Annotated in this window: 18 protein-coding genes and 1 riboswitch; of the genes, 6 read left to right on the top strand and 12 right to left on the bottom strand. The window is 71.6% G+C overall.

Annotated features, from left to right (window positions below):
• The first annotated feature begins 394 nt into the window (after window positions 1–394).
• The gene (locus CBQ26_RS03000) at window positions 395–1,615 is read left to right on the top strand and encodes a C39 family peptidase (protein WP_229844296.1); all 1,221 of its coding nucleotides are present in this window, start codon (window positions 395–397) and stop codon (window positions 1,613–1,615) included.
• A gap of 56 nt (window positions 1,616–1,671) precedes the next feature.
• Here CBQ26_RS03000 and CBQ26_RS02995 read toward each other — a convergent pair whose 3' ends face one another.
• From CBQ26_RS02995 to rpmH, 4 genes are all read right to left on the bottom strand, one after another.
• Complete coding sequence (locus CBQ26_RS02995; RefSeq protein ID WP_088247113.1) at window positions 1,672–3,306, bottom strand: YidC/Oxa1 family membrane protein insertase; 1,635 nt, start codon at window positions 3,304–3,306, stop codon at window positions 1,672–1,674.
• The gene (gene yidD, locus CBQ26_RS02990) at window positions 3,303–3,584 is read right to left on the bottom strand and encodes a membrane protein insertion efficiency factor YidD (protein ID WP_088247112.1); all 282 of its coding nucleotides are present in this window, start codon (window positions 3,582–3,584) and stop codon (window positions 3,303–3,305) included. Before yidD ends, CBQ26_RS02995 begins: the two co-directional genes overlap by 4 nt.
• Window positions 3,581–4,045, bottom strand: coding sequence for a ribonuclease P protein component (gene rnpA / locus CBQ26_RS02985; protein WP_088247857.1), 465 nt, complete (start codon window positions 4,043–4,045; stop codon window positions 3,581–3,583). The genes yidD and rnpA overlap by 4 nt, the downstream gene beginning before the upstream one ends.
• A 91-nt stretch (window positions 4,046–4,136) precedes the next feature.
• Complete coding sequence (gene rpmH / locus CBQ26_RS02980) at window positions 4,137–4,280, bottom strand: 50S ribosomal protein L34 (RefSeq protein WP_055362370.1); 144 nt, start codon at window positions 4,278–4,280, stop codon at window positions 4,137–4,139.
• A gap of 193 nt (window positions 4,281–4,473) precedes the next feature.
• Between rpmH and CBQ26_RS22385 the strand changes: the two genes are divergently transcribed.
• Both CBQ26_RS22385 and CBQ26_RS02975 read left to right on the top strand, forming a co-directional pair.
• Window positions 4,474–4,854, top strand: coding sequence for a ComEA family DNA-binding protein (locus CBQ26_RS22385; protein ID WP_229844297.1), 381 nt, complete (start codon window positions 4,474–4,476; stop codon window positions 4,852–4,854).
• Between the two features lie 56 nt (window positions 4,855–4,910).
• A complete protein-coding gene (locus tag CBQ26_RS02975; protein ID WP_229844298.1) occupies window positions 4,911–7,145 on the top strand; it encodes a DNA internalization-related competence protein ComEC/Rec2 in 2,235 nt (744 codons plus the stop codon).
• Between the two features lie 207 nt (window positions 7,146–7,352).
• On the opposite strand, the gene CBQ26_RS02970 is transcribed toward CBQ26_RS02975, so the two are convergent.
• The 4 genes from CBQ26_RS02970 to CBQ26_RS02955 all read right to left on the bottom strand — a co-directional run bounded on the left by CBQ26_RS02970 (window position 7,353) and on the right by CBQ26_RS02955 (window position 10,717).
• Window positions 7,353–8,975, bottom strand: coding sequence for an MDR family MFS transporter (locus tag CBQ26_RS02970; RefSeq protein ID WP_088247110.1), 1,623 nt, complete (start codon window positions 8,973–8,975; stop codon window positions 7,353–7,355).
• Window positions 8,972–9,472, bottom strand: a complete 501-nt coding sequence (locus CBQ26_RS02965) for a MarR family winged helix-turn-helix transcriptional regulator (RefSeq protein ID WP_088247109.1) — start codon at window positions 9,470–9,472, stop codon at window positions 8,972–8,974. The genes CBQ26_RS02970 and CBQ26_RS02965 overlap by 4 nt, the downstream gene beginning before the upstream one ends.
• A gap of 346 nt (window positions 9,473–9,818) precedes the next feature.
• Window positions 9,819–10,274: an NUDIX domain-containing protein gene (locus tag CBQ26_RS02960; protein ID WP_088247108.1), complete on the bottom strand. Its 456-nt coding sequence runs from the start codon at window positions 10,272–10,274 to the stop codon at window positions 9,819–9,821.
• Complete coding sequence (locus CBQ26_RS02955) at window positions 10,271–10,717, bottom strand: NUDIX domain-containing protein (protein WP_088247107.1); 447 nt, start codon at window positions 10,715–10,717, stop codon at window positions 10,271–10,273. Before CBQ26_RS02955 ends, CBQ26_RS02960 begins: the two co-directional genes overlap by 4 nt.
• A gap of 82 nt (window positions 10,718–10,799) precedes the next feature.
• Window positions 10,800–10,900, top strand: a riboswitch (TPP riboswitch).
• A gap of 56 nt (window positions 10,901–10,956) precedes the next feature.
• Here CBQ26_RS02955 and CBQ26_RS02950 point away from each other — a divergent pair.
• The 3 genes from CBQ26_RS02950 to CBQ26_RS02940 all read left to right on the top strand — a co-directional run bounded on the left by CBQ26_RS02950 (window position 10,957) and on the right by CBQ26_RS02940 (window position 15,023).
• Complete coding sequence (locus CBQ26_RS02950; RefSeq protein WP_088247106.1) at window positions 10,957–12,006, top strand: thiamine ABC transporter substrate-binding protein; 1,050 nt, start codon at window positions 10,957–10,959, stop codon at window positions 12,004–12,006.
• A gap of 374 nt (window positions 12,007–12,380) precedes the next feature.
• Window positions 12,381–13,928, top strand: coding sequence for an ABC transporter permease (locus CBQ26_RS02945; protein ID WP_088247105.1), 1,548 nt, complete (start codon window positions 12,381–12,383; stop codon window positions 13,926–13,928).
• 93 nt (window positions 13,929–14,021) lie between these two features.
• On the top strand, window positions 14,022–15,023 hold the full coding sequence (locus tag CBQ26_RS02940; RefSeq protein ID WP_088247104.1) for an ABC transporter ATP-binding protein: 1,002 nt from the start codon (window positions 14,022–14,024) through the stop codon (window positions 15,021–15,023).
• Here CBQ26_RS02940 and CBQ26_RS02935 read toward each other — a convergent pair.
• The 4 genes from CBQ26_RS02935 to CBQ26_RS02920 are packed head-to-tail and all read right to left on the bottom strand — an operon-like array spanning window position 15,013 to window position 18,773.
• Entirely contained in the window at window positions 15,013–15,873 is an 861-nt protein-coding gene (locus tag CBQ26_RS02935) for a PilW family protein (RefSeq protein WP_088247103.1), read from the bottom strand. The genes CBQ26_RS02940 and CBQ26_RS02935 overlap by 11 nt on opposite strands.
• Window positions 15,870–16,331 (bottom strand): type II secretion system protein, encoded by a 462-nt coding sequence (locus tag CBQ26_RS02930; RefSeq protein WP_088247102.1) that lies wholly within the window; start codon window positions 16,329–16,331, stop codon window positions 15,870–15,872. The genes CBQ26_RS02935 and CBQ26_RS02930 overlap by 4 nt, the downstream gene beginning before the upstream one ends.
• Window positions 16,318–16,773, bottom strand: a complete 456-nt coding sequence (locus tag CBQ26_RS21715) for a pilus assembly FimT family protein (RefSeq protein WP_172417894.1) — start codon at window positions 16,771–16,773, stop codon at window positions 16,318–16,320. The genes CBQ26_RS02930 and CBQ26_RS21715 overlap by 14 nt, the downstream gene beginning before the upstream one ends.
• The gene (locus CBQ26_RS02920; RefSeq protein ID WP_088247101.1) at window positions 16,770–18,773 is read right to left on the bottom strand and encodes a DUF4900 domain-containing protein; all 2,004 of its coding nucleotides are present in this window, start codon (window positions 18,771–18,773) and stop codon (window positions 16,770–16,772) included. Before CBQ26_RS02920 ends, CBQ26_RS21715 begins: the two co-directional genes overlap by 4 nt.
• Between the last annotated feature and the right edge of the window lie 124 nt (window positions 18,774–18,897).

Below are 18,897 nucleotides of genomic sequence, written 5' to 3'. Positions count from 1 at the left end.
ACTGATGGGGCTGCATTCCTCCGGTGACGCTGCGGGCGCCCCGCGCGCTGCGCGCACGACGGGCTCGGTTGCCACGACGGTTGTGTGGCTCTGTGTGTTTGGTGCGTGTCAGAAGGTTCTACTTTTCGGGCTTCAGCAGGGGCGGGGTTCTCGACACGATCGCGCAAATTTCGCGTCTGGTACGGAATTAAAGCAATTCGGCTTCAACGTGATTGCGTTCCGTTGAGCCCTCTCCCCCTGTGGGAGAGGGAGGGAAGAGCGAAGCGATGGAAGGGTGAGGGGGCCACCGGGCGACTCCGAATGACTTGGAATCACTTGAATCCAGCATGAAGCGTGATCTGCGCGACCTTTTCGCCTCAGGGGCGGATCATGAAGGGCGGGGACGATGGAGGGAATGCGTTCCCCTGCCCTGCTGGTGACGGCGGCCCTGCTCGTGGGGGCGGCCGCGTTCGGTGTCACGCGCTTCCAGTCGGGTGCGGAGGTTCAGACGACTGCGGTCGAGCAATCAGCGGTGCCTGCGCTGCCGCCCGCACCGGAACCCGTGGAGCCGGACCCTGCACCGGAACCAGTCACCCCCACTCCGGTTCAGGTGCAGCCGCCCACGCCGGAGGTCACGCCTGCGCCTCCTGCCGCCACGCCACCCAGGGCTCTGCCCGCGCGGGCCAGCGTTTCCGGCGTGCGGCACGAGTACCAGCGGCTGAACAACTGCGGGCCGGTCACGATCGGCATGGCCCTGAGCCGCTGGGGCTCCGCGCTGAACCAGTCCGACATCGCCCCGAAACTCAAGCCGTCAAAGGGGGATGTGAACGTCTCGCCGGAGGAACTCGCGGCGTTCGCGCGGGCGCAGGGCATGGACGTGCATCTGGCGCGCGGCGGGGACCGGGCGCTGCTGCGCTCGCTGCTCGCGTCGGGCATCCCGGTGATCGTGGAGACGTGGTTCGTCACGCCGGACTCGGGCGGCATGGGCCATTACCGCCTGCTGACCGGGTACGACGACGCCACCGGGCAGTTCAGCGCGCTGGACTCGTACCTGGGGCCACTGCGGATGGACTACGCGAAGTTCGACGAGCTGTGGCGGTCCTTCGGGCGGACGTTCCTGATCGTCACGCCACCGTCGAAACGGGCGGCCCTGGCGGGCGTGCTGGACTGGCGGTCCAACCGCGCGCAGGAGCAGGCCCGGACTCTGCGGGTCGCCGAACGTGAGGCGGAACGGCGCAACGACGCGGTGGGCTTCCTGACCCTGGGGCAGGCGCAACTGGACGCCGGGGACGCCCGCGCTGCCGCCCGCACCTTCGACCGAGCGTTCGCCGCCACGCCCGACCGCACCCTGGACCCCACCCGGCCCGCGTGGGTGCAGGGCGGGCTGCCCTGGCGCGCGCTGTGGTACTCGTTCGGGCCGCTGGAGGCGTACACCCGCACCGGTCAGTACGCGCGGGTGCTGACCCTGACCGGCGCGGTGCTGCGCTCGGTGCCCACGCACGAGGAAGCGCACTACTGGCGCGCGCGGGCCCTGACCGGACTGGGCCGCACCGCCGAAGCGCAGGCCGCGTACCACGAGGCGCTGCGTCTGCGCCCCGGCTACGCGGAGGCGAGGCAGGCACTCGCGGCGCTGTAACACATAAGGCAGGCCCCGACGTTCATCTGTCGGGGCCTGCTGTGTACGGAACGCGTTTACTTCTTGGGCGCGTCGATGGTCTTGCTGGGTTTGCTCTTACCGGCGGGGCGGGTGGGGGCCTTCTCGACCTTCTGGCCGATGGTGGCGGTTTCCTTCTCGACCTGCTTGTTGATCAGGATCTGCTGTCCGATGCCGATCAGGGTGGAGAGGATGATGTAGATGGTCACGCCGGCCGGGAAGGTCAGGGCGAAGTACAGGAAGATCAGGTAGATGAACGCCTGCTGGCGGAACATCTCGGGGGTCTTGCGGGTCATGACGTACAGCTGGCCGATGTTCACGACGAGGTACACGAGGGCCAGCAGGTAGAACGGATCGGGAATGGCGAGGTCCGGCAGCCACAGGAAGCCGCTGTCGAACTCGAAGTTCCGGATGGTGGACCACAGGGCGATCAGCACCGGGAACGGAATGAAGGTGGAGAAGCAGCCGGCCGGGTTGAAGTTGTAGTCACGGTACAGCTGGGCCATCTCCAGCTGCATGGCGCGCTGCGAGTCGGCGTCCTTGCGGTCTTTGTACTTCTCCTGGATTTCCTTGATCTTGGGCTGCATGACCTGCATGCGGGCGGTCGTGCGGCCCTGCACCTGCATCAGCGGCCACATGATGGCGCGCAGAAGGACGGTCAGGACGACCAGCACCAGTCCCCAGTTCCCGATGACCTTGTACAGGGCTTCCATCAGTTTCACGATGTACAGGCTGATCTGACCGAAGAAGTTCGGGGCGAACAGGCCGGGCAGGGTGGTGTAGCCGCTCTGGTACAGGTGAATCAGTTCGTTCTTACCGCCGTACACTTCGAGGTTGCTGCTGGCCGGCACGGACGCGCTGATCAGGCTCTGCGCGCCGCCGGTCAGGGTGGCGTTCACGGCCGCGTCGGGCTGGCTGGCGGGGTCTGCGGCGTTCGCGCCAGCGGTCACCTGCGGCAGGATGATCAGCGCGTGCGCGATCTGGCTGGGGTTTTCCTGGAGCGCGGCGTAGCGGACGTTCTCGACGACCAGTGTGCCGCTGCCCTGCACCGTGGCGGGCTGCGCGCCGGTCTGCGAGAGACCCTGCACGCGGGGGTTGTCGGCCTTACCGAGGCCGGGGAACAGGATGTTCACGCGGTCGGGGCCGCCCGTGACTTCTGTTTTCAGGTCGATCTTGAAGTTGCGGGGGTGCAGGGTGACGGTCTTGGTGACGGTCGCGCCGCCCTGCGTGTAGCGGAACACGGCGTCCTGGCGGTTGGCGGTCTCGTCGGTGGTCAGGCCGGTGGGGGCGGTAACCTGGGCGTCGGCGGCCGGGTCGAGCGCGCCGTCGGCCTGCACGGCCAGCGCCTTGCGGCCGGCGACCATGTTCACGATGCCTTTCTGGTCTTTCAGGGCGCTGAAGTCGTAGCTGCCGTCGGCGCGCTGCTTGATGTACGGCGTGCCGGCGTAGCTCTTGATGTACCAGCCGATGACCTCGCCGCGCGCGTTGAACACCACGTCCTGAAGGTTGCTGGTCGCGATGAACTCGTCGCCGGGTTGGCCGTCGAAGTCGGCGGTGATCCATTCGGGCGTGATGGCCTTGCCGAAGGTGGGGAGGGGACCGGTCTGGCCGCAGCTGCTCAGGAGCAGTGCGCCGCCGACGGCCACGAGGGGCAGCAGGTGTCTTGTCTTCATGGGGTGTGGGGTCGCCTTTTGGGAAAGTGCTCGGGAACCGGGTCGAACCCGCCGGGCACGAGGGGATTACAGCGCATGACGCGCCAGGACGCCAGCCACGCGCCCCGCACCGCGCCGTGCCGTTCGATGGCCTGCGCGGCGTACTCCGAGCAGGTGGGCGTGAAGCGGCAGGTGGGCGCGGGTTTGCGGGGCGAGAGGGCCGACTGGTAGTACCGGACGGCGCGCAGCAGGCCGCGCGCGGCGAGGCCCCCGGCGGGGCGCGGCTCGGGGCCGCTCATCGGGGGCCGTCCGTGGCTGGGTCCTGGGGGGGCATGGAAGCAGGTACGGGGCGCGGACCGGCCGCGTTCCCGCCGCCGCCCTGCCGGCCGCCCTGGGGTCCGTTTCCGCCCTGGCCGCCGCGTTTTGCGCGCCCCGGTGCGCGGGAGAGCGCGCGGGTCAGGGCGGCCTGCAACTCGCTGAACGGCACGGTCAGGACCGCCGGGTTGGGCAGCAGGATGGCACGGCAGGCGGGCAGGCCGCCGGGCAGGGTGCGCAGCGCCTCGCGGACGCGGCGGCGGGCGCGGTTGCGGTCCACGGCGCGCCGGAGGGTCTTTTTGCTGACGACCAGCCCGATGATCGCGCGGGGCCGCCACGTCTCGCCGTGGCGGGGGCGGTACTCGGTGACGCGCAGCGTGAACAGCGGGTCGCGCACGGCGACGCCGTGGCTGCGGACCTTGCGGAACTCGCGGTCGCCACGCAACGAATCCAGCGCCACCGGACGGCGGGGCCGTTCCTGCGTGGCGCTGGACTGAACTGCTCGGGCGATAAGGGTCGCTCCTGAAGAAGGTGGCTTACTCGTCGGAGACGGTGAGCTGCTGGCGGCCCTTCGCGCGGCGGCGCGCGAGGATGTTACGGCCGGACTTGGTCTTCATGCGGGCGCGGAAGCCGTGGGTCTTGGCCCGCTTGCGGACGTTGGGCTGGTAGGTACGCTTCATGGTGCTCTCCTTGCTCGCGGAACTGCCTCTCTCCTGGGGTCGTGGCAGCCTCACGCGATAGCGCCCCCCTGCGGAGGGCAAACTCCGGGAGTGTATCACGCGGGTGCGGGCCGGGCCAAGGGGCAGAGCGGGAGCGGGCCGGGGTGCGTCAGGTTCGCGTGACAGGGGCGGGGCGGCCCGGTACGCTGACCGCATGTTCAGTCAGGAACGCGGGCCGCTGCTGCTGACCGCCGGGGTGCTGCTGAGCGCCGCCCTGAGCCTGGGGCCGGCGCTGTGGCCGCGCCCGCAGGTGCCGGTCGTGACGCGCGTGACGCTGCCGGCCCTGGGCACGCCCGCCCCGTCGTCGGAGCCGCGCACGTACCCGGCGACGGCCAGCGTGCAGCCGCTGATCTCGGGCCGCGTGAACCTGAACACCGCCACGCCCGAGCAACTGGAGGCCCTGCCGAAGGTGGGTCCGGCGCTCGCGGCGAAGCTGATCGCGGGCCGTCCGTACCGCTCGCTGGCGGACCTGGACCGCGTGAAGGGTGTGGGGCCGTCCACCCTGAAAACCCTGGCGCCGCTGGTGTCGTTCTGAGCGGACGGCACGCGCCGGCACAGGGGCTGGGGGCGCCCCGGACGGTGCCGGCGGCCGTGCCGGGCGGGACGGACCGGCCGGTCGCGGGGGCGGCGCGCACGGCGTGGTCGGTTCCGGCGGCGCTGGGCCTGATCGCGGGCGTGCTGCTGGCGCTGGGGGTCACGCTGGGCTTCGGCGGGAACGGCGCGCTGTCGCTGGCGGGGCTGGGCGCCCTGCTGGGAGCGCTGGCGTGGCGGGACCCCCGGCGGGCGCTGCTGCTGGCGCTGGCCGGGGCGGGAGTGGGGGCCGGGTTCCTGTCGGCGCGCACGGTGCTGACCCGCCCGGACCCCATGACCCCGTGGCTGGGCGCGCAGGTGACGCTGCGGGGCGAGTGGGACGGGCAGTTCCTGACGCTGGCCGAGCCGCGCGCGCGGGTGGTGGTCGCCCCGAAACCCACCCAGGGGCCGGGTGCGCTGACCGTCGCGGGCCGGCTGGTCGCGCCGGAGGGACGGCGCACGCCCGGCGGCTTCGATCAGGCGGCGTGGCTGCGTTCGCAGGGCGGGCTGTTCGTGCCGACGCCCGGCGCGGTGCTGGTCGCGGCGCAGGTGCGGGCACACGAGCCGGAGCGCGGGCTGCGCGGCTGGTTCCGGCGGGGCCTGAGCGCCGGGCTGGACACGCGGCGCGCGGCGCTCATGCAGGCCATCGAACTCGGGGACCGCAGCGACATCACCCGCGAGGAGTTCGCCGCAGGGTACTCGGTGCGGGACGCCTTCACCCGCGCCGGGCTGGCGCACCTGATGGCGCTGTCCGGCCAGAACGTCGCGCTGATCACGGGCGTGCTGGTGTGGCTGATGATCCGCGCCGGGGCCTCGCCCGGCTGGCGGTTCGGGGTGCCGGCCGCGCTGCTCGCCCCGTACCTGCTGCTGCTGGTGCAGCCCTCGCCCAGCATCACGCGGGCGGTGATCATGGGCGGCGTGGTCCTGATCGCGCTGGCGGTCGGTCGCGGTCGGCCCGACCCGCTGGGCCTGATCGCGCTGGCGGCGCTGCTGTGCCTGCTGCTGTTCCCGCTGTGGCTGCTGGACCTGGGCTTCGTGCTGTCGTTCCTGGCGGTGCTGGCCCTGACCGGCTCGGCGCGGCTGGCCGGGCGGCTCCCGGCGCGCTGGCCGTACGCGCTGCGGCTGGCGGTCGCGGCGACCGTGCTGGCCGAACTGGGCACCCTGCCGGTCATCGCGGGGACGTTCGGGCAGGTGCCGCTGGTGGGGCTGCCGGCCAACCTCGTGGCGGGCGTGATCATGGCGGCGCTGGTCCCGCTGGGCTTCCTGGCGGGACTGCTGGGGCCGCTGGCCGCGCCGCTGAACCTGATCAACGGGCCGCTGGCGTCGGCGCTGCTGCTGGTCGCGCAGACCTTCGGGCAGGCGCCGGTCCTGACCTGGGGCGTGATCGGCCCGGCGGGGTTCGTGGCGTTCGGGCTGACGGCGGGCGCCGGCTGGCTGTGGCTGCTGGGCCGCGCGCCGGGCCGGGCGGTCCTGGGGGCGGCGCTGGCCGGGACGCTGATCACGGCGCTGCCCGGCTGGGTGCGGCCCGCGCAGGACATCGTGTTTCTGGATGTGGGCCAGGGCGACAGCACCCTGCTGAGGCTGCCGGGCCTGACCGTCCTGATCGACGCGGGCGGCTCGGTCGGCAGCGACTACGACGTGGGCGGGCGCACGGTCGTCCCGGCCCTGCGGGCGCTGGGCGTGCGGAAACTGGACGTGGTGATCGCCACGCACGCCGACACCGATCACATCGAGGGCGTGGGCGGCGTGCTGCGCGCCCTGCCGGTCGGGGAGGTGTGGATCGGGCAGCGCAAGACGGACGATCCGGTCCTGACGGCCGTGCTGAACGAGGCGCAGGTGCGCGGCGTCCCGGTGCGCGAGGTGAGGCGCGGCGACCGCGTGCAGGCAGGCCGCGCGGCCCTGACGGTCGTGTGGCCACCCGGCCACGCCTGGAGTACCGAGGACAACGACAACAGCGTCGCCGTGCGCCTGGACGTGGGCGACTGGCGCGCCGCGTTCCTGGGCGACCTGCCCGCCCACACCGAGGAGGCCCTGAACCTGGGACCGCTGAACCTGCTGAAGGTCGCGCACCACGGCAGCCGCCACAGCACCGGCGCGGCCCTGCTGGCCGCCGCGCGCCCCGCCGACGCCGTGATCAGCGTGGGCCGCAACACCTACGGCCACCCCCACCCGGACGTGCTGGGCAGACTGGCCGCCACGAACACCCGGATGTGGCGTACCGACCAGAGCGGCACGATCACCTGGCCGCTGCCGTGAGGGGCCGCTGCCATAAGGGGTGTGGGCTGCGGGAACATCCTCCCCGCAGCCCACATCTCACAACCTCGCTTCATACGGATTCCGTCTGTTTCGTTAACAACCCGGAACGGCACCGGGTTGCCAGCTCCACGCCCGGAACCCGCTCTACTCCAACTCGCGTCCGCTCGGACCGAATGGTTGACCAGAACCATTCAGTCGGAGTCCGTTTCAGTCGGTGGCGCTGGCTTTCAGGTCCCCGGCTGCCGGGCGGCCTTTCAGGGGGCGTTCCGGGAGGATCAGGGTGGCCAGGAACGCGACGCCGACGAGCACGGCGGACACCAGGAATACCTGATCGATGGCGCCGGCCATCACGCCGCGCAGGGCGTCCAGGATGGGCTGGAGCAGGTTGCCGTCGCCGCTGCTGGTGAGGCCCGCGCCGAGTTGCGCGGTGGCCTGCGGGCTGGTCAGGAGGTTGGGGTTGGCGATGGCCTCCTGCACGGGCGCGGGCAGGTCGCGGGCCTGGGCAGGCAGGCTGGCGGCGAGGTGGCTGCCCAGGTGAGCGTTCACGAGCGCGCCGAACAGACTGACGGCCAGCGTGCCGCCGATCTGCCGGAAGAACTGGTTGCCGCTGGTGGCGCTGCCGAGCTGTTCGCGCGGCGCGGCGTTCTGCACGGCCAGGGTCAGCTGGCTGTTTACGGGGCCCAGACCCAGGCCCAGCAGGACCATGATGCCCACGGCGATCAGGATGGGGGTCGTGGTGCCCAGCGTGCTGGCCAGCAGCAGCGCGGCGGTGGCGATCAGACCGCCGATCAGGATCAGGTGCTTGTAGCGGCCGGTGCGGCTGACGATCTGCCCGCTCAGGGTGCTGGTGAGGATCATGCCGAACATCAGCGGGGCCAGGGCGAGGCCGCTGCCGCTGGCGCTGGAGCCGCGCACGCCCTGCATGTACAGCGGGAGGTACAGGATCGCGGCGTACATGCCGGCACTCGTCAGGAAGCCCGCGAAGGACGCGACGGCGATGCCCCGGTCCTTCAGGAGGCGCAGGTTCAGGATGGGGCGTTCCTGACGGGCGCTGTGCATCGCGTACCCGGTGAACAGCGCGGCGGTGCCGAGCAGCAGGCCCAGGATGACCGGGCTGGTCCAGGCGTACGTGCCGCCGCCCCACGAGAGGGCCAGGGTGAGGGTGGTGACGGACGCGCCCAGCAGGACCGCGCCGGGGGTGTCGAAGCGGGCGTGCGTGGCGGGGTCGTGCGCGGGGGCGGGCAGGCGGAAGAACCGCCAGATGAAGTACGCGGCAAGCAGCGCGAAGGGCAGGTTCACGAAGAACACGCTGCGCCAGCCCAGGTGGTCGGTCAGGAAGCCCCCGACGAGCGGCCCGACCACCGAACTGACGCCCCACACGGCGCCGGTGTAGCCCTGGTAGCGGCCGCGTTCGATGGGCGTGAACAGGTCGGCGATGGCGGTGAAGCTCATGGCCATCAGGGTGCCGCCGCCGACGCCCTGCAGGGCGCGCAGGATGATCAGGCCTTCCATGTTCTGCACGAAGCCCAGCCCGACGCTGCCCAGGGCGAACACGGCGATGCCGAGCAGGATCAGGGGGCGGCGGCCGTAGCGGTCGCTGACGGTGCCCACGATGGGAATGGTGATGGTGGTCGCCAGCGAGTACGCCGTGAACGCCCAGGCGTACAGGTGAAAGCCGCCCAGGTCGCTGATGACGCGCGGCATGGCGCTGCCGACCACCGTCAGGTTCAGGCTGGACAGGAACAGCACGGTCAGGATGCCCACGAACGCCAGGAGTTTCTCGCGTTCGTTCAGGCCGCTGTGCGTGGGGGCCGGGGTGGGAGCGGTCATGGGCGCCCCCCGGCGGGGGCGGGCGGAGCGGCGTTCAGCGCGTCATCCAGGGCGTTCAGGGCGGCCAGGGCAGCCTGGACGCGCTCGGGCGGCAGGTGCCCGAAGTGGGCCTGCACGATGTCCTGCCCGGTGGCGCGGGTGCGGGCGCGGGTCGCCTCGCCCTGCGGGGTGAGGCGCAGGCGTTGCAGGCGCAGGTCGGCGGGGTCCGCAACGCGCTGCACGAGGCCCGCCCCGACCAGTTTGGTCACGATGCGGGTCACGGTGGGAGCGGGCAGGTTCTGGCGGGCAGCGACCGCGCCGGGCGTATCGAAGCCGTCCATGACGCTGGCCAGGACCAGCAGTTCCTTGGTATTCAGGCCCAGGGCGCGTTCCAGCGGTTCGTCGAGCGCCTGCCGGAACTGCCGCGAGAGGCGCAGCGTGGTGCGGACGAGCAGGTACAGGGCGTCGTCCGTGCTGCTGGCGGCGGGTGGGGGTTGGAGGGAAGTCGCCGTTTTCATTTCAACTGGAAGTATTTCAGATGGAAAGAAATGGGACTGCGGTCCTCCTCACAGAGCCCCGCCCAGGTCATCAATGGTGCGGACACTGTTCAAGCGCCCGAGGGGGCAAGCATGAAAAACATCTTGTGTGACGCCATTCCTGCTCACCCCCTCCCAGCCTCCCCCCTCAAGGGGGAGGGGTCAACACCGCTTGTTCATCGCTGGTCTGCCCGGAAGTGATGAACCTGTCTGCACCATTGGTCATATGGACTTCCGTCTGTTTCACCGGCAAGCCGGAGCCCGCTTCTCTCCTGCTCGCTTCGCTCCGATTGAATGGTCTGCAAAGACCGTTCAATCCGAGTCTGTATCAGGCCAGCGGCAGCGGCTGCACCCGCACCATGCCGTCCACCTGCTCGGCCAGCCGCACGCCGCCCAGCAGGTGCAGTTCCAGCGCCGCCCCCAGCCACGGCAGCGCGTCGTCCGGCAGGTCGGTCGGGGCGAACCACGCGACCTCCGAGGTCTTGTCCAGCGGGCGCGGCGTTCCCACCCAGGTACGCGCCTCGAAGAACACGTCCAGCCCCTGCGAACCGTCCAGGTCATAGCGGGCCACGCCCAGGCAGGCCAGTGCCGCCGGGTCCAGGCTCACGCCCACCTCCTCGGCCGCCTCGCGCGCCGCCGCGCCCGCCAGGGTCTCCCCCGCCTCGACGTGCCCGCCCGGCAGCCCCCACAGGCTGTCCGCGTACGACGCGCCGCTGCGCCGCCCCAGCAGCACCCGCCCCTGACCGTCCAGCAGCACCGCCCACGCCACCAGATGAAAGGTCACGCCAGCTCCCGCGCCGCGCGCACGTCGGACATCTGCTCGGTCACGAACACCCCCCGGCGCAGGTGCGCGTCCAGCAGCGGCGCCAGCCAGGGCAGCGCGTCGTCCGGCAGGTCGCCCGGCGCGAACCACGCGACCTCGGACGTCTTGTGCAGCGGCTGCGGCGTACCCTCCCAGCTCCGCACCCGGAACAGGAAATCGGTGCCCTGCGCGCCGTCCACCTCGTAGCGCCGCACGCCCAGCACGGCCAGCGCCGCTGGATCGAGGGTCAGGCCCGTCTCCTCGCGCACCTCACGCGCCGCCGCCTCCGGCAGACCCTCGCCCGGCTCCACCTGACCGCCCGGCAGGCCCCACAGGCCATGCCCGTACGCCGAGCCGTCCCGGCGGCCCAGCAGCACCCGGTCCCGCTCATCCTGCACGACCACCCACACCAGCAGATTCCGCATGGGTCAGGGTGGCACGCGCCGCGCCCCGCCACCGCAACAGGGGACGCAGGACACCCCCCGGCAGGCTGCGCTATCCTGACGGATGCGTCACCGGGGGTGCCTGCCGACAGCGGCGGGCTGAGACTTACCCCAAAGAACCTGATCCGGGTCATACCGGCGGAGGGAGCGTGACCGGCCGCCCACACCCCACGTGTGGTGACGGCCCACCGCTTCCCCTCGTGACGCGAGGGGACTTTCTTATGCAAACCAAACTGACCGTACTTGCCGCACTTGCCCTTGCCAGCGCCGCCACCGCCCAGAGCAACCCAGCCCAGACGACACTGACCGTCATCACGCACGACTCCTTCGACGTGGACAAGAAACTGATCGCCGCGTTCGAAACGCAGAACCGGGCGAAGGTGCGCTTCATCAAGGGCGGCGACGCCGGGGAACTCCTGAACCGCCTGATCCTCACCCGCCGCGCCCCCATCGCCGACGTCGTGTACGGCCTGGACAACAACCTGCTGCCCCGCGCCCGGCAGGCCGACCTCCTCCAGCCGTACAGGAGCCCCGCGCTGTCCCGCGTGCCCGCCGCGTACCGCCTGAGCGAGGACGGCCTGCTGAACACCGTCGACTACGGCTTCGTGGCCCTGAACTACGACCGCGCGTGGTTCGAGAAGAACAAGGTCGCCCTGCCAAAAAGCCTCGACGACCTGAAAACCCCCACCTACGCCAAGCTCACGGTCGTGCAGAGCCCCGCCACCAGCAGCCCCGGCCTCGCCTTCCTGCTCGCCACCGTCAACCACTACGGCGAGGCAGGCGCCTGGAACTGGTGGCGCGCCGCCCGCGCCGGGGGCATGAAAGTCACGCGCGGCTGGAGCGACGCCTACTACAAGGACTTCACCCGCAACGGCGGCCGCTACCCCATCGTGCTGTCCTACGCCAGCAGCCCCGCCGCCGAAGTCTTCTACGCCGACGGCTTCGACCCCAGCAAACTCCCCGCGCAGGCCCCCACCGCCAACCTCTTCCTGCCCGGCAGCACCTACACCCAACTCGAAGGCATCGGCATCCTGAAAGGCAGCAAACAGACCGCCCTGGCCCGCAAATTCGTGGACTTCATGCTGAGCGCACCCGTCCAGACCGACATCCCCACCCGCATGTGGATCTACCCCGCCGTGAAAGGCACCCCCCTCAACCCCGTCTACAGATTCGCGCAGGAACCCACCCCCACCCCCATCAAGCCCGACGTCGCCAGCAACCCCCAGCGCCTCGTGGACGCCTGGATCACACAGGTCCTCCGGGCACGGTGAGGGTTGTGGGCAGTCGGGAGTGGGAAGTGGGCATGGCAACACAGCTGCTTCGCAGAACCCCTCAGTCAGCTTCGCTGACAGCTCCCCTCAAGGGGAGCCAGGACTGACATCTCTGCTCAAGCTGGAAAAGTAGAACCTGCCCACATGCACCCAGACACCTTGCCAACCAACCGAGACAGCCACCGGGCCCGTCGTGCGCGCAGCGCGCGGGGCACACTCAGCGTGACTGAAGGATGGCGTCTGAGCAGGAACCATCACCGCCAATTGCTACCGGCCGAATCAGAGAAATCCCTGCCCAGTGCCAACGCAGGCTCCCCCGTCCCCCCTGGGGATGGGGGCTGGGGGGTGGGGAAGCCCGCCGCAGGCGCCACCCCATGACCCCGCCCAGGCTGACAGGCTGGCTCCTCGCCCTGCCGGGTCTGATCTTCGTGGCCGTGTTCCTGGTGCTGCCGCTGGCGAGAACGCTGTCGGAGGGCGGCGTGAACCTGTCGGTGTGGGCGGACCCGTACTTTCAGGGTCGGTTGGGGTGGACGCTGGCGCAGGCGGCCCTGACCACGCTGGCGGCGCTGCTGGTGGGGGTGCCGCTGGCGTTCCTGATGTCGCGGTTCGAGGTGCGCGGCAAGGCGTTGTTCCTGCGGCTGCTGCTGCTGCCGTTCGTGACGCCGACGCTGGTGGCGGTGCTGGGCCTGAGTGCGCTGCTGGGGCCGCAGGGGTGGGTGACGCGCCTGACCGGGGTGGACCTGAGTGACACGCCGGCGTTGCTGCTGCTGGGGAACCTGTTCTTCAACCTGCCGGTGATGGTGCGGCTGGGGTACGCGGGGTTCGCGCGGGTGCCGGCGAACGCGGTGGGCGCGGCGCGGTCGCTGGGTGCCTCGGCGTGGCGGGCGGCGCTGGACGTGGCGGTGCCGCTGGCGTTGCCGGGGGTGCTGGCGGGGGCGGTGCTGGTGTTCCTGTACTCGGCGCTGAGTTTCGGCCTGCCGCTGGCGCTGGGCGGCGAGCGGTACGGAACGCTGGAGGTCGAGATCTACACCCTGACGGCCCTGCAACTGCGTCTGCCGGAGGCGAGTGCGCTGATCGTGGGGCAGCTGCTGCTGACGCTGGTGGCGACCGGGGCGTACGTGCGCCTGTCGCGCGGCGGGGCGGGCGTGCCGTCGGGTGGGCTACCGGGCGCGCGGGGGGCGGCGCGGGCGGCGCTGCTGGGTCTGGGCGGGCTGGTGGTGCTGGTGTGCTTCGCGCCGCTGCTGGCGGTCGTGCTGCGCGGCGTGCTGGGGTCCGGCGGGCCGACCCTGGCGTACTGGCAGGCAGTCCTGGCGGACGAGGGCACGCCGGGGCTGGTGTGGAACACCGTGCGCTTCGGGCTGCTGGCGCTGCTGGGCGCGGGCGTGCTGGGCGGCCTGTACGCGCTGGGCGCGTGGCGGGCGCGGTCACGGGTGCTGGACCTGATCTCGCTGCTGCCACTGATGGTCTCGCCAGTCAGTCTGGCGGTCGGGTACCTGCTGGCGTACCCGCTGCTGGCGGCGACGCTGCCCATGCTGATCGCGGCGTACACGCTACTGGCACTGCCGCTGGTGGTGCGTTCGGTCCTCCCGGCGTTGCGGGCCATTCCGCCCCGCCTGCACGAGGCGGCGCGGTCCCTGGGTGCGTCGCGCGGCGCGGCGTTCCGTTCGGTCACGTTCCCGCTGGCGTTCCCGGCCCTGCGGGGAGGCGGGGCGCTGGCCCTGGCGACCGTGCTGGGCGAGTTCGGCGCGACCCTGGTCCTCTCCCGGCCCGAGTGGGCGACCCTGAGTACCGGCCTGTACGAGCGGCTGGGCCGCCCCGGCGAACGCAACCTGGGTGAAGCCTGCGCGCTGGCGACCGCGCTGCTGCTGCTGTCCACCCTGGCCTTCACGCTGCTGGACGGCGGCGAGGGCGAGGTCACGTGAAGAACGGCCGGTGTGTTCCCTCTCCCGTGGGGAGAGGGCCTCGCGGAGCGAGGGGTGAGGGGTGTCGTGCGGGGCGGCGAGGAATCCCGTGCCATGCTGGGGCCCGTGAGTGAGCCGCTGCCCCCTGCCCTGTCCCTGCGTGACATTCAGAAATCGTTCGGTGGGGTGGCGGCGGTGCGGGGTGTGTCGCTGGACGTGGCGGCGGGTGAGACGGTGGCGTTGCTGGGCCCGAGCGGGTGCGGCAAGAGCACGGTGCTGCGGGTGGTGGCGGGCCTGGAGCGGCCGGACAGTGGGACGGTCACGGTGGCGGGCCGGGACGTGACGGTCCTGCCGCCGGAGGCGCGGCATGTGGGGCTGGTGTTTCAGGATTACGCCCTGTTTCCGCACCTGAGCGTGCTGGGGAACGTGGCGTACGGGCCGCGGGTGCGGGGGGCGGGGCGCGCGGTGGCGGAGGGGCGGGCGCGCGAGGCGCTGGCGCTGGTGGACCTGCCGGGGCTGGAGGCGCGCCGTCCGGCGCAGCTGTCCGGGGGGCAGGCGCAGCGGGTGGCGCTGGCCCGCGCGCTGGCGACGGGGTCGCCGCTGCTGCTGCTGGACGAGCCGATGTCGAACCTGGACGAACGGTTGCGCGCCGAGTTGCGTGAGGGGCTGCGGGCGCTGTTCGCGCGGGTGGGGGCGGGGGTGCTGCTGGTCACGCACGATCAGCGCGAGGCGCGGTCCCTGGCGGGGCGGGTGGCGGTCATGCGGGCGGGGGAACTGGTGCAGGTGGGAATGACCGAGGAGGTGTTCGCGCGGCCCGCGACGGCGTGGGTGGCGGCGTTCCTGGGTGAGGTGAACCTGTTGCCGGACGGGCCGGGCTGGGTGCGCTTCGTGCCGGAGGGGGCGCTGCGGCCCGGTGTGGGCGAGGCGTGGCCGGTGTCGGCGCGGCAGGCGGCCGAGGGCGGGGTGCGCGTGACGGTCGAGCACGCCTGGGGGCCGCTGACCCTGACGCTGAGTGCGCGGGAGGCGGGGGCGCTGGAGGGGAGCACGTTGCGCCTGGGCGTGGATGAAGCGGGCGTGCGGCGGCTACCGGAGGATCGCCAGCCGGTCAGGGGTTGAGGCGGCCGACGTTGCGGGGGGCGATCAGGACGGGTTGCGTCCAGGTGGCCGGGTCGGTGCTGGCGCGGGCGGGAACGGCGACGGTCTTGCCGGACGCGGCGCGGCTGACGCTGAGGTTCATGGTGACGCGGGTCTGCCCGGCGGCCTGCGGTCCGGCGGTCGGCACCTCGAACAGCGGGGGCAGGCCGGTCACGGCGGGTTGCACGTAGTCCAGCAGCAGCTTGCCGCTCACGTTACCCAGACCGTTGGAGGCCAGTTCGGTCAGCTGGGTGAGGGTGGGAGGCATGGTCTGGTCGATGTTCTTGGTGTACTCGACGAGCAGCCAGCTGGTTGCGTTGCTGGGGTCGGCACCGGGGTTGTTCTGACTGGTGTTGCTCAGGCCGCTGACCCAGGTTGAGCGCACCACCGGGTAGTAGGCCTTGAACTTGTAGCAGGCGCGGTCATTACTGGGGCTGCAGCCGCTGACCGGCAGTTCCGGGGCTTTCACGATGGCCAGGATGGGAGCGGTGGCGCTGCCGACCACCCAGGCGCCCCCGCCGGGCCGTTCGGTCGTCGTTCCGCTGGCGAGGTTCAGGGTGGTGCCCTGCGGGTACACGTAGGCGGCCTCGCGGACGTTGGCGATCAGGTAGTTCTGCGCGATCTGCTGTTCCTGGAGGAGGTCGTTCCTGATCTGCAGGTCGCTGGAGGACCGCGACGAGGAGATCAGCAGCGAGGAGGCCGCGAACAGGATGATCAGGGCCAGCGAGACGGCCACAAGCAGTTCGATCAGGGTGAAGGCGGCCGTCTGCGCGGCGCGGCGGGCGGCGGGCGGGGTGGTGACGGGTGGGGTGGTGACGGGTGGGTTGGTCATGGGCGGGCCACGTCCACGCTGAGGCTGGAGGTGACGGTGCCCAGCGTGACCTGCACGTTCACGCGCCGCACCGGGGCGGGGTCCGGGGGGTTGCTGCCGCAGGTGGGGTTCAGGGCGGGCGTGCCGGTGGGGTCGCCGTTCACGTCGAGGTTCGTGAGGGTGACCTGCGCGCCGGCCGGGACGGGCTGGGTGGCGCAGCGCTGGTCGTAGTTGGCGACGCTCAGCCAGTCGCCGCGCACGCTTTCCAGCACCCGCTGGGCCTGCTGGGTGGCGGTGACCTGTTCGGTGCTGCGGCGGGTCAGGCCGAAGAAGCCGGTCAGGGGGGTCAGGACCACGAAGGCGATGACGCTGGTCAGCAGCACGGCCACCAGCACCTCGACGATCGTGAAGCCCTGTCGGTGGGCGGGCTGGGCGTGGGGGGGGCGTGCGTGGGTGGGGCGGGTGTCAGTTCGTCGCATCTGTCATGACCTTTCCGGTGATTCCGATGACCTTGACCTTCAGGCTGCGGGTGCCGCCGGGACTGGTGAGGGTCCAGGTCACGCCGTTGCCGCCGGTCGTGCCGGTCGGGGCGGTGTACACGACGCTGTTCATGCCGGTCACGCCGGTCAGGGTGACGCCGGCGGGCAGCGTGCGGGTCTGCGGGACGCCGGCGCGGGTGAAGGTGTACGCCGCCGAGTTGGCGGCGACCGTGACGCTGGCGGACTGTCCGGTGCGCAGGGCGTCGCTGCGGGCCTGCCGCAGGTCGGCGCTGAGTTGCGCGGCCGCCTCGCGCACCTGACTGGCGCGCAGCGTGCCGATCAGGGAGAAGCTGAAGATGCCGGCCACGACCGCCAGGATCGCCATGGCGATCAGCAGTTCCAGCAGCGTGAAGGCGGCCTGCCGGGCGTGTGGGCGCCTCACGGGGTTCCCGCCGTGCTGATGGTGTCGCCGCGCAGGCGGGGGTCGGTCAGGGGGGTCGCGCCGTCGTACAGGGCGACCGTCCAGGTCTCGGCGGTCGGGAAGTACGGGGGGCGCAGGCCGGCCAGGGTGCGCGGATCGAACACGAAGTTGCGGCTGTAGCCGGTCTGCTGCACGTCGCCGCTGGTGGTGCCGAACGCGCCGTAGTAGTTCTCGATGACGCCGCCGATCAGGTTGACGCTGCCCAGGGCGCTGCCGGTGTTGTACCCCTCGACCTGCACGGCGCCCTGTCCGGCCATCAGGACGGCGTGGATGGCGGGGTCGTTCCCGAGCTGGGTGGGTTTGCTGCCGCCAGGACGGATCAGGTTCACGTTGCCCTCGCTGGCGTAGATGCCCAGGATGTTCTGCGCGTTCAGGTTGGTGCAGGGGGCGGGCGTGACGGTGCCGTCGGGGTTGCGGGTGTGGGCGCCGCTGCACGGCGGGTCGGCGTAGCGCAGGTCGCTGGTGATGTCGATGTCGCCGGTGGCGGCCAGGGTCAGGCCGGCAAAGGGAGCGACGGCGGCGCCCGCGGCGGCGTTCGGGCCGGCGTTCAGGCTGGCGACGTTCCCAGCGACGTGGAGCACGCCGTTGAAGGGGGCGGCGGGACTGCCGGGCGCGAAGGTGCCGTCCGGGTTGCGGGTGGCGGGCTGCCAGCTGCCGTCGGGCGCCAGGATGCGCAGGAGGCGGTCGGCGCCGAAGGCCAGCTGGGTGGTGACGGGCGCGCCGCCGGCGTCGGTGGTGAATGTCACGCGCTGCACGTCCTGCCCGCCGACCGTGTCGCGGAACAGGCTGAGGCTGCTGACGTTCCCGGCGACGGCAATGCCGCCCGCCTGCGCCGCCGCCTGCTGGTTGTTGCTGTTCACGGGCAGCGGCAGGACCGGGGAGTCCCAGTTCACACCCTGCGGGAAGGCCGGTTGCACGCTGGGGTTGGCGGCGCAGGCCGCGTTGCCGGGGGCGCATTCGGTGGGCGCGTCGGGGCTGGGGGTCATGTCGGCCACGCTGCGGTAGGTGCCGGCGAAGAAGGCGCCGGGTTGCGCGGCGGCCTTGCCCGTGGCGTTGCAGTCGGGTCCCAGGGTGTTGGCGGGGCAGCCGGCGCTGGTGACGGCCCCCCCGAACCAGGGTCTGCCCTGGAACATGAACTGCTGGTTGGTGTGGACGGGACCGCTGAACAGGGTGCGGCTGGTGAAGGTGATGCGGTTCCCGCTGCCCTCGGAGGCGGCGCTGTTGAAGTGGTGGTTGGTGAGCAGGGCGAACTGCGCCAGCGAGGGCTGCGCGATGAGCAGGCTCAGGGTGGGCAGGTTGGAGCGCACGGCGACGGTGCGGGTGGCGGTGCCGGCGCTGCCGGTGACGGTCACGTCCGGGACCTCGAAGGTCACGCGGTACTGGGTGGCGCTGTCGCGGATGACCGCCAGGGGTTTCAGGCCGTAGCGGACCGCGTACCCGGAGGCGTCCTGGGCGCCGTCCAGCGGGACGCCCTGCGTGCCGGAGAACAGGTCGGACCAGAAGCGGCTGCGGACCTCGGGGGTGGCGCCGCTGATGCCGGCGTCCTCGAAGGCCTGCTGCTTCACGGCGTTGACGAGCAGGGCCACGCGGGGGTTCACGCCGCTGCCGGCGCTGTTCAGGCCGGTGGTGGGGTTCAGGGTGCAGACGGTGGCGCCGTCGGCGACGGTGGGCAGGCTGCCCAGGCCGCACAGCGCGGCGAGGTCGCTCATGACCTGCGCGCCGTCCGGGGGCAGGCTGGCGCTGCCGAGCAGGCCGCCCATGACGCGCAGGCGGGCCTGCACGCGCGCCGCGCCGGACTCGGCGGCGAACTGGGCGCGCAGGATGGCGTCCTGGTCGACGCTGGACCGCCGGGCCGAGAGGGTGACCTGGGCGGTGACGCTCATGATCACGGCCAGGATCAGCATGACGAACAGCAGCGACACGATCAGGGTCGCGCCCTGGGTCCGTTCGGGGGTGCGCATGTCTTCAGTATGGGCGCCGAATGCGGGAAATCTCACTCCCCGAATCGGGGGGTGTGAAAATCCTCAAACTCGCGTGCTTTTCCGTGAGGATTCTGTAAGCTGGTTCTCCCCGGACGAACGGGTG

Source organism: Deinococcus indicus, from assembly GCF_002198095.1.
GTDB lineage: Bacteria > Deinococcota > Deinococci > Deinococcales > Deinococcaceae > Deinococcus > Deinococcus caeni.
The sequence above is the reverse complement of the archived record's forward strand: the minus strand, read 5'-3'. Positions and strand labels throughout refer to the sequence as shown.